This is a genomic window from Enterococcus avium ATCC 14025 (assembly GCF_000406965.1).
GTDB classification, from domain to species: domain Bacteria; phylum Bacillota; class Bacilli; order Lactobacillales; family Enterococcaceae; genus Enterococcus_A; species Enterococcus_A avium.
In genome coordinates, this window is sequence record NZ_KE136368.1 from 175,543 (window position 1) to 182,875 (window position 7,333).

8 protein-coding genes are annotated in these 7,333 nt (G+C 37.7%); all 8 read left to right on the forward strand.

The annotated features are described in order from the left end of the window. Positions 1-57 precede the first annotated feature (57 nt). The 8 genes from OMU_RS21745 to OMU_RS21780 all read left to right on the forward strand — a co-directional run bounded on the left by OMU_RS21745 (position 58) and on the right by OMU_RS21780 (position 7,133). Positions 58-261, forward strand: a complete 204-nt coding sequence (locus tag OMU_RS21745) for a helix-turn-helix transcriptional regulator (protein ID WP_016182002.1) — start codon at positions 58-60, stop codon at positions 259-261. Then, positions 261-725, forward strand: a complete 465-nt coding sequence (locus tag OMU_RS21750; RefSeq protein ID WP_016182003.1) for a hypothetical protein — start codon at positions 261-263, stop codon at positions 723-725. The genes OMU_RS21745 and OMU_RS21750 overlap by 1 nt, the downstream gene beginning before the upstream one ends. Positions 726-787: 62 nt before the next feature. Beyond that, on the forward strand, positions 788-1,687 hold the full coding sequence (locus OMU_RS21755) for an ABC transporter ATP-binding protein (protein WP_016182004.1): 900 nt from the start codon (positions 788-790) through the stop codon (positions 1,685-1,687). Continuing rightward, a complete protein-coding gene (locus OMU_RS21760; protein WP_016182005.1) occupies positions 1,680-2,939 on the forward strand; it encodes an ABC transporter permease in 1,260 nt (419 codons plus the stop codon). Before OMU_RS21755 ends, OMU_RS21760 begins: the two co-directional genes overlap by 8 nt. 94 nt (positions 2,940-3,033) lie before the next feature. Beyond that, on the forward strand, positions 3,034-3,849 hold the full coding sequence (locus tag OMU_RS21765) for an aldo/keto reductase (protein ID WP_016182006.1): 816 nt from the start codon (positions 3,034-3,036) through the stop codon (positions 3,847-3,849). Between the two features lie 169 nt (positions 3,850-4,018). Continuing rightward, entirely contained in the window at positions 4,019-5,323 is a 1,305-nt protein-coding gene (locus OMU_RS21770) for an IS91 family transposase (RefSeq protein WP_071879978.1), read from the forward strand. Positions 5,324-5,366: 43 nt separating this feature from the next. After that, positions 5,367-5,501 carry a hypothetical protein gene (locus tag OMU_RS23985; RefSeq protein WP_002302374.1) on the forward strand — a complete coding sequence of 45 codons (135 nt, stop codon included), beginning with the start codon at positions 5,367-5,369 and terminating at the stop codon, positions 5,499-5,501. A 183-nt stretch (positions 5,502-5,684) separates the two neighbouring features. Further along, entirely contained in the window at positions 5,685-7,133 is a 1,449-nt protein-coding gene (locus OMU_RS21780; RefSeq protein WP_016182007.1) for an alanine/glycine:cation symporter family protein, read from the forward strand. Positions 7,134-7,333 lie beyond the last annotated feature (200 nt).

The following is a 7,333-nucleotide window of genomic DNA, read 5'->3' on the forward strand; positions in this document are numbered from 1 at the left end:
GGTGCTATACTTTTGTTATGAAATGTAAAGGGACCTATACATTTGAGGAGTGGTCGTTTGAAAAATCGAATCCAAGAATTACGCAAAGAACGCAAAATGACTCAAAGTGAATTGGCTGATCATTTAGAAGTGACCCGCCAAACGATTATATCTTTAGAGAATGGACGGTACAACGCCTCATTGATCCTAGCCTATAAAATTTCGCGATTTTTTGATTTAATGATAGAAGAAGTTTTCATTTTTGATGAGGAGGATGAATAATGAAGGAGTTATCAAAACTAGATCGCGAGTATCGAGAGAAATTACGCAAGAAGAATATAGGATATTTGGCTGCAATTATCTTTATGTTAATCTGTTCTGCAATCTTATTTATTGGTACAAAGTGGTATGAGTTGAAAATAAATGATCATGCAGTAGGATTTTTGTCAGGATTCTTTTTTTCGCTCTGTTCAGTATTTGTGATCTTTCTCTTTAAAAATCGACAAACGATGAAGAATCCTGAAAAGCTAAGACAGGAGCGTATCGTTAAGACCGATGAGCGAAATATTGAGATTTCTGCGAAGTCACTACAAATAACGACCTTTGTGATGGTTATTAGCTTAGCTATTTTGAGCATAGTTGGCAGTTTCATTTCAAGAACATTAATGACGACAGCTAGCGGATTGCTAAATTTATTTCTAATCAGCTATATAATTAGCTATTTTTTCTACAAAAAGAAACTATAAGCATTCAGTGATATATCCATTTTTTAAGGAAAGTGGATTTAATAATAAAAAGGAGTGAGAAAATGTTAGAGGTTAAGAATTTGAGTAAAAGTTTTGGATCGTATAAGGCCTTAGACAATATGAGCTTTACGATTGAAGACGGGAAGATTTTGGGGTTGATCGGACAAAATGGTGCGGGAAAAACGACAACATTTCGTTTGATCTTGGACTTCTTAACAAAAGATTCTGGCAGTGTTTTATGGAATGGGCACACATTGTCGGGAAAAGACTATAATACAATTGGTTATTTACCAGAGGAACGAGGGTTATATCCTAAAGTAACGATTGAGAATCAATTACTTTTCTTTGCTTCATTGAGAGGAAAGAGTAAACAAGAGATTGCACCAAAAATTGATGAATGGATGGAGAAATTTCAAGTCAAAGGTAAGAAGACCGATAAAGTAAAATCGCTTTCTAAGGGAAATCAGCAAAAAGTGCAATTGATTTCAACGTTGATTCACGAACCAAAGTTAGTGATTTTAGATGAACCCTTCAGCGGATTAGATCCGGTCAATGCGGAATTATTGAAAAATGGCATTATTGAATTAAAGGAAAAGGGCTCGTGTGTCATTTTCTCAAGTCATAATATGGATAATGTTGAAAAAATCTGTGATCACCTGATCATGCTGCGAAATGGTGAAACAGTCTTAAATGGGAAGGTACATGAGATTCGCGAATCATTTGGACGAAGTAAATTGTATCTAGAATCTCATTTGACCAAAGAAGAATTAGAAGCCTTTTCGGGAGTTCATACAGTGATTCAGAAAGAAGACGGTAGTTTTGATATAACGTTGGAATATCCAGCGGCTGGTCAAGAAATTTTTGTTAAAGCGACAAAGGACGGCTATATTCCTATGTTTAATCAACAACCACCAACACTAGAAGAAATTTTCAAATGGAAAGCAGGTGCTGTAAATGAGTAAAATGGGTATTATTATCAAAGATGTATATAAAAAGAACGTAAAATCGACAGCCTTTCTCATTATGATTCTAGCACCATTTTTACTTATGGGGATTTTCTATTTGTCACAATATTTCTTCGGTGATGCAAATGACATCAATAAAATCGGAATCATAAGTGATCAACCTGCGATAGCAGAGCAGTTGGCTGAAACTAAAAATGATGATTACAAATTCAAAGTAATTACCAGCGACAAAAAAGCACAAGCACAGTTAGAGGATAAAAAAATCGATGCCTATCTTGATTTGAAAATGGGCAGCGATCAAGTTTCTGGAAAACTTTACAGCAAAACATCTTTGGGGACCTCAACTGAAATGCAGTTACAACAAATTTTAAGCTCGATGCAGGCGAATATTCGTGCTAGTCAATTGAATCTGACTACAGCACAGGTTCAAAAAGTGATGGAGCCAGCAAAATTTGAATCGACAAAAGTTATTTTTGAGAACGGAAAAATGAAAAATGACGGTGGGGACTCGGGAACACAGTTTATCTTGAGCTTCTTGACGACGATCATTATGTTTGTGTTTATTGTCAGCTATTCATCCATCATCGCTCAAGAAATTGCCTCTGAAAAGGGCACGCGAATTATGGAAGTCTTACTTTCTAGCATGAAGGCTAAAACGCATTATTATGGGAAACTGTTGGGTGTATTATTAGTAGCCTTAACTCAATTATTGATCTACGGTGTTGCTATTGTACTAGGATATAGACAGTTCAAAGATATGGACATGGTAAAGGATCTGCTTAGTAATGTATCAATTAAGGCCTTATTAGGCAGCGGAGCTTTTGTCATTATAACCTTCATGCTGGTAGGGCTATTCTTGTATGCGGTATTATCAGCGCTATGTGGTTCGCTGGTAAGCAAACCGGAAGATACGGCGAAAGCAATCCAGCCTGTAACCTACTTATCGATGATTGGCTATATGTTGAGCTTGATTTTAGGAACCTCTGATCCAACTAATGTAATAATCAAAGTTACTTCCTATATTCCTTTCTTATCGTCTTACAGTATGCCTTTACGACTTGCCTCTGGAACTGTAGCGCTTTCTAGTGCTTTTGTATCCTTAGCAATCTTAGTTTTATTCACGATTTTCTTAACACTTTTCTCAGCTCAGTTGTACAAATCAAATGTATTAGTGTACAGCGAAGGTGGAACGTGGAGTGCTTTGAAACAATCAATTTCTATCATGCAAAATGATCGGAAAAAGAAATAATCAATTCAGTTGACCGTTGAAACAAAATCTCCGACAATAGAGTTGTACTAAAAACAGTAAGGCTCATATTAAAGACGAACAAGGAGGAAGTTTGATGGACAAAACAAAACAGTTGGCAAATGGGATTGAGATGCCAAGACTTGGTTTAGGTGTATGGCGCGTGGAAGACAATGACGCAACGAATTCTGTAAAGTGGGCAATCGAAAACGGCTATCAATTGATTGATACGGCAGCGGTATATAAAAATGAGCAAGGCGTTGGTGAAGGAATTCGACAATCAAACACTAAAAGAGAAGATTTGTTTATTACCACAAAACTTTGGAATGCTGACCAAGGTTATGATTCTGCCCATCAGGCTTTTAATGATAGTTTAGAACGTTTAGGTTTAGACTATGTTGATCTTTATTTGATTCACTGGCCTGTTGAAGGCAAGTTTAATGACTCCTGGAAAGCGATGGAGGAAATTTACGAAAGTGGAAGAGCAAAAGCAATTGGTGTGTCAAACTTTCATCAGCATCACATTGAAGAACTTATGAAAACAGCGAAGATCAAACCCATGGTCGATCAAATCGAACTGCATCCGACTTTAACGCAAGTGGAATTACGTGATTTTTTAGCGAAGGAAGGTATCGCTGTTGAAGCATGGTCGCCTCTTGGTCAAGGGAAGATTTTGCAAAATCCAACGCTTGTTGAAATTGCGGAGAAGCACGATAAATCTGCTGCCCAAGTGATTATTCGCTGGCATTTACAAAGTGATAGTATTGTGATTCCAAAATCTGTCCATGAAGAGCGTATTAAAGAGAACTTCGATGTATTTAACTTTGAATTAAATGATGATGAAATGAAACGGATTGATGCTCTGAATATTAATGAGCGGTTGGGAGCAGACCCAGATAATTTTGATTTTTAAATTTAATAACGGTATTTACCTGTTATACAAAAAACATGAACAGACATCTCCATGTCCGTTCATGTTTTTTTAACATTAAAGGAAGTATAACATTTTAAGCGGTCAAAGGATTGATACATCAATCTTTTGACCGCTTTTCATCTGGTCTTTTTCCTATTAAACTGGAGATATGAAACCCAATATTTTACACGCCATTTTCTTTGATGAATATCAAAACTGGGAGAAATTCAATCAAAGGTACACAAGAAGGATTCGATCCGTTGTGAAAAGAGAAGTGAAGAAGTTTCGCGATTGTGGTGACCTTAAAAAAGGTTATCGTCTATTTGTCTGTGAAGGATGCCATGATGTAAAGAAAGTGGCTTTTCGTTGTAAAGGGAAATTTTGTCCAACTTGTGCAACTGGGGAAAGTCAACGGTGGGCAGAGGTTGCGGCGAATGATCTGTTTACAGTGACGCATCGACACGTCATCTTCACGATCGATGAAGGTTTACGTGAGATTTTTCTGAAGGAGAAGTATCGTAAGGAGCTTTTAAAAGGATTAATGGATGAAGCTGCACGGATACTATTAGATTTTTTTAGAAAGCACCATATACAAGCTGGGGTTGTGGCAACACTCCACACCTTCGGTTCTCAGCTAGAATACAATCCGCATGTTCATTTAGTCGTCACCATGGGTGGACTGACGAAGGATGGAAAATGGAAGGACTATGACTATTTTCCGTTCGCAATGTTGAGGAAATATTGGCAGAATGCGGTCCTAAAGCTCATTCGAAGAACCTTATCCCAATGGGATAAGGCACGAGTCCAGCCGCTTTTACAAGCGGCGTACACGAAAAATGCAGAGGGTTTTTACGTGCATGCACCCAAAAGGAGCCGAACTTCTCTCAAAAAGATATTAGAATATATCAGTCGTTATATGAAACGTGGTCCCATTGCTTTAAATCGTATCCTTTTGTACGATGGGAAAATAGTGATGTTTCAGTATCATGATAAACGAACTAACACGGATAAGATAAAGACGATGTCGGCAGAGGAATTTATTGGTGCACTGATTCGTCATATTCCAGAGAACCAGTTCAAAACAATTCGTAGATACGGCATTTATAGTCGGCGGATCAAGACAATCATGAAAAAAGTATTAAGTAATTACCAGAAAGAGATTCAACGAATGCTTGTGAATGTGAAGAAAGCACTTAAACCAAAATCATGGTGTGAACGAATAGCCGAAGAATTCGGAGTAAATCCATTGGAATGTACTAGATGTGGCGAATATTATGAATTTAGTGGAGTTAGTGTGTCTAAAAATGGACGACTTGTAGTGAAATATGCGAAGAATAAAGAATCGGAACGATTCATGCGAGAGGAGAATAAAAAAATTGGGGAAGAAGCATCGAAACGTAAGTATGAAAAAGAAAAAGAAGCAGCTTTTAAAAAACTTCGATTCCAATGGAGTGGTTCATTACATTTGTCTTGAATGTGGGATAAAGGAAAAAATTCCAAAGGAAGTAGTTCAATTTTTGGATGCAGGAGATGTTGCATTTGATCCTGAGAACGCTCCGCAATTTGATTGCGAAAAATGTGGTGGAGAGATGTATCCAGAATACTATAAGAACGTACTTGGATACGAATTTAGAATCAGTGATCGACAATAAAATGATTTATCTAAACAAAAAGTCCTCAGGAGCGGTTTTCTCCTGAGGTTTTCTTAGTTAGAATTTTAAAATGTGAAGCACTTCGTTGTTTTGTTTTTTTAACAAAAAAATAGAATTATTTTTGTCAGAATAGTATTTCGTGAAAATATTTATGATAAAATAGCAAGAAAAAGGAGGGTTTTGATGGAAGAATTTTTAGTAAAAATTAATTCTTTGATTTGGGGAGCTCCGATGATCATTCTCATTTTAGGAATCGGCATTATTTTAACCATTGGTTGCCGGATGATCCAAATCCGTCGTTTACCTTTGGCGCTGAAGTATATGGTGAAAAATGAAGAGGGCGGTCAAGGGGATGTTACTAGTTTTCAGGCATTATGTACGGCACTATCAGCAACGATCGGTACAGGAAATATTGTCGGCGTCGCTACTGCAATTGTCGCTGGAGGTCCAGGAGCCTTATTTTGGTTAGAACTCGCAGGATTGTTAGGAATGGCCACGAAATACGCAGAAGGTTTATTAGCGGTAAAGTATCGCACGTTTGATGATCATGGAAAAGCATTAGGCGGACCGTTTTATTATATTGAAAATGGATTAGGACCTAAGTGGAAATGGCTAGCTAAGATGTTCGCCTTTTTTGGAGCAATTGCTGGTGTGATCGGAATTGGTACGATTGCTCAGATTAACGGTATTACTTCTGCTGCGGAAACCTTCTTTGATCCGGAAAAATTAAATACGCTTACACTTTTTGGCAATGAATACTCTTGGGCGGTCATTATTACGGGTATCGTGGTAACAGTTTTAGTCGCCATTGTTTTAGTCGGAGGCGTTCAAAGAATTGCCCGTGTATCTGAAATTATCGTTCCATTGATGATCGTAATCTATGTTGGACTTTGTCTTTTTATGGTTATTTTAAACATTACAAAATTACCTGGTGTCATTGTCGAAATTTTCCAAAGTGCCTTTGGCTTACGCGCTGTATCAGGCGGAGCTTTAGGAGCGATGATGATTGCAATGCAAAAAGGAATTGCTCGAGGAATCTTTTCAAATGAGTCAGGTCTAGGAAGTGCCCCCATTGCGGCAGCAGCTGCACAGTCGAAAGAGCCGGTGCGTCAAGGATTGGTTTCAATGACCGGGACCTTTATTGATACGATTGTTGTCTGTAATATGACTGGGATGGCGATTATTCTAACTGGAGCATGGAAAACAGGATTAGATGGTTCTGCTGTAACGATTTATGCGTTTGCGGAGGCATTGCCACTTACCCAAACGGTGGCATCGCTTTTATTGATGATCTGTTTAGCATTCTTTGCTTTCACAACTATTTTAGGATGGAATTACTATTCAGAGCGTTGTCTAAGTTACTTAACGGGTGGAAATACCAAGTTTTCAGCGATATTCCGTTGGGTTTATATCTTTGCTGTTTTCATCGGACCGTATTTAACTGTTTCGGCAGTGTGGACGATCGCTGATATTTTTAATGGATTAATGGCCTTTCCAAACATTGTCGCTTTGATTCTGCTGAGTCCAGTTGTATTCAAAGAAACCAAATCTTATTTTAGTCGATTATCTGCAGGTGAAGTAAAGGAATTTTCATCTGTGTCGTTAACGGATGCTTCACTTGATGATGACTAAATTCAAAAAAATACAAAAAAAGGCTCTTCGTCAAATCGTGTTGGTGAAGACAAATTTGAATAAAACTTAGTCCGATATGCGGCGCGTTCTGTGCGCCGCATATTTTTTTAGTTTTCAAAGATCAGACCTTGTTGTAAATAGATCCGTGCCCGAAAGTTATAAAAGTTGCGATAACCAAACGCAATTCGTTTAATCAGCTT

What these genes read in the sequence shown, in the direction of transcription:
- OMU_RS21750 (WP_016182003.1), top strand. Translation starts at nt 261, where the DNA reads ATGAAGGAGTTATCAAAACTAGATCGCGAGTATCGAGAGAAATTACGC.
- OMU_RS21755 (WP_016182004.1), top strand. Translation starts at nt 788, where the DNA reads ATGTTAGAGGTTAAGAATTTGAGTAAAAGTTTTGGATCGTATAAGGCC.
- OMU_RS21760 (WP_016182005.1), top strand. Translation starts at nt 1,680, where the DNA reads ATGAGTAAAATGGGTATTATTATCAAAGATGTATATAAAAAGAACGTA.
- OMU_RS21765 (WP_016182006.1), top strand. Translation starts at nt 3,034, where the DNA reads ATGGACAAAACAAAACAGTTGGCAAATGGGATTGAGATGCCAAGACTT.
- OMU_RS21770 (WP_071879978.1), top strand. Translation starts at nt 4,019, where the DNA reads ATGAAACCCAATATTTTACACGCCATTTTCTTTGATGAATATCAAAAC.
- OMU_RS21780 (WP_016182007.1), top strand. Translation starts at nt 5,685, where the DNA reads ATGGAAGAATTTTTAGTAAAAATTAATTCTTTGATTTGGGGAGCTCCG.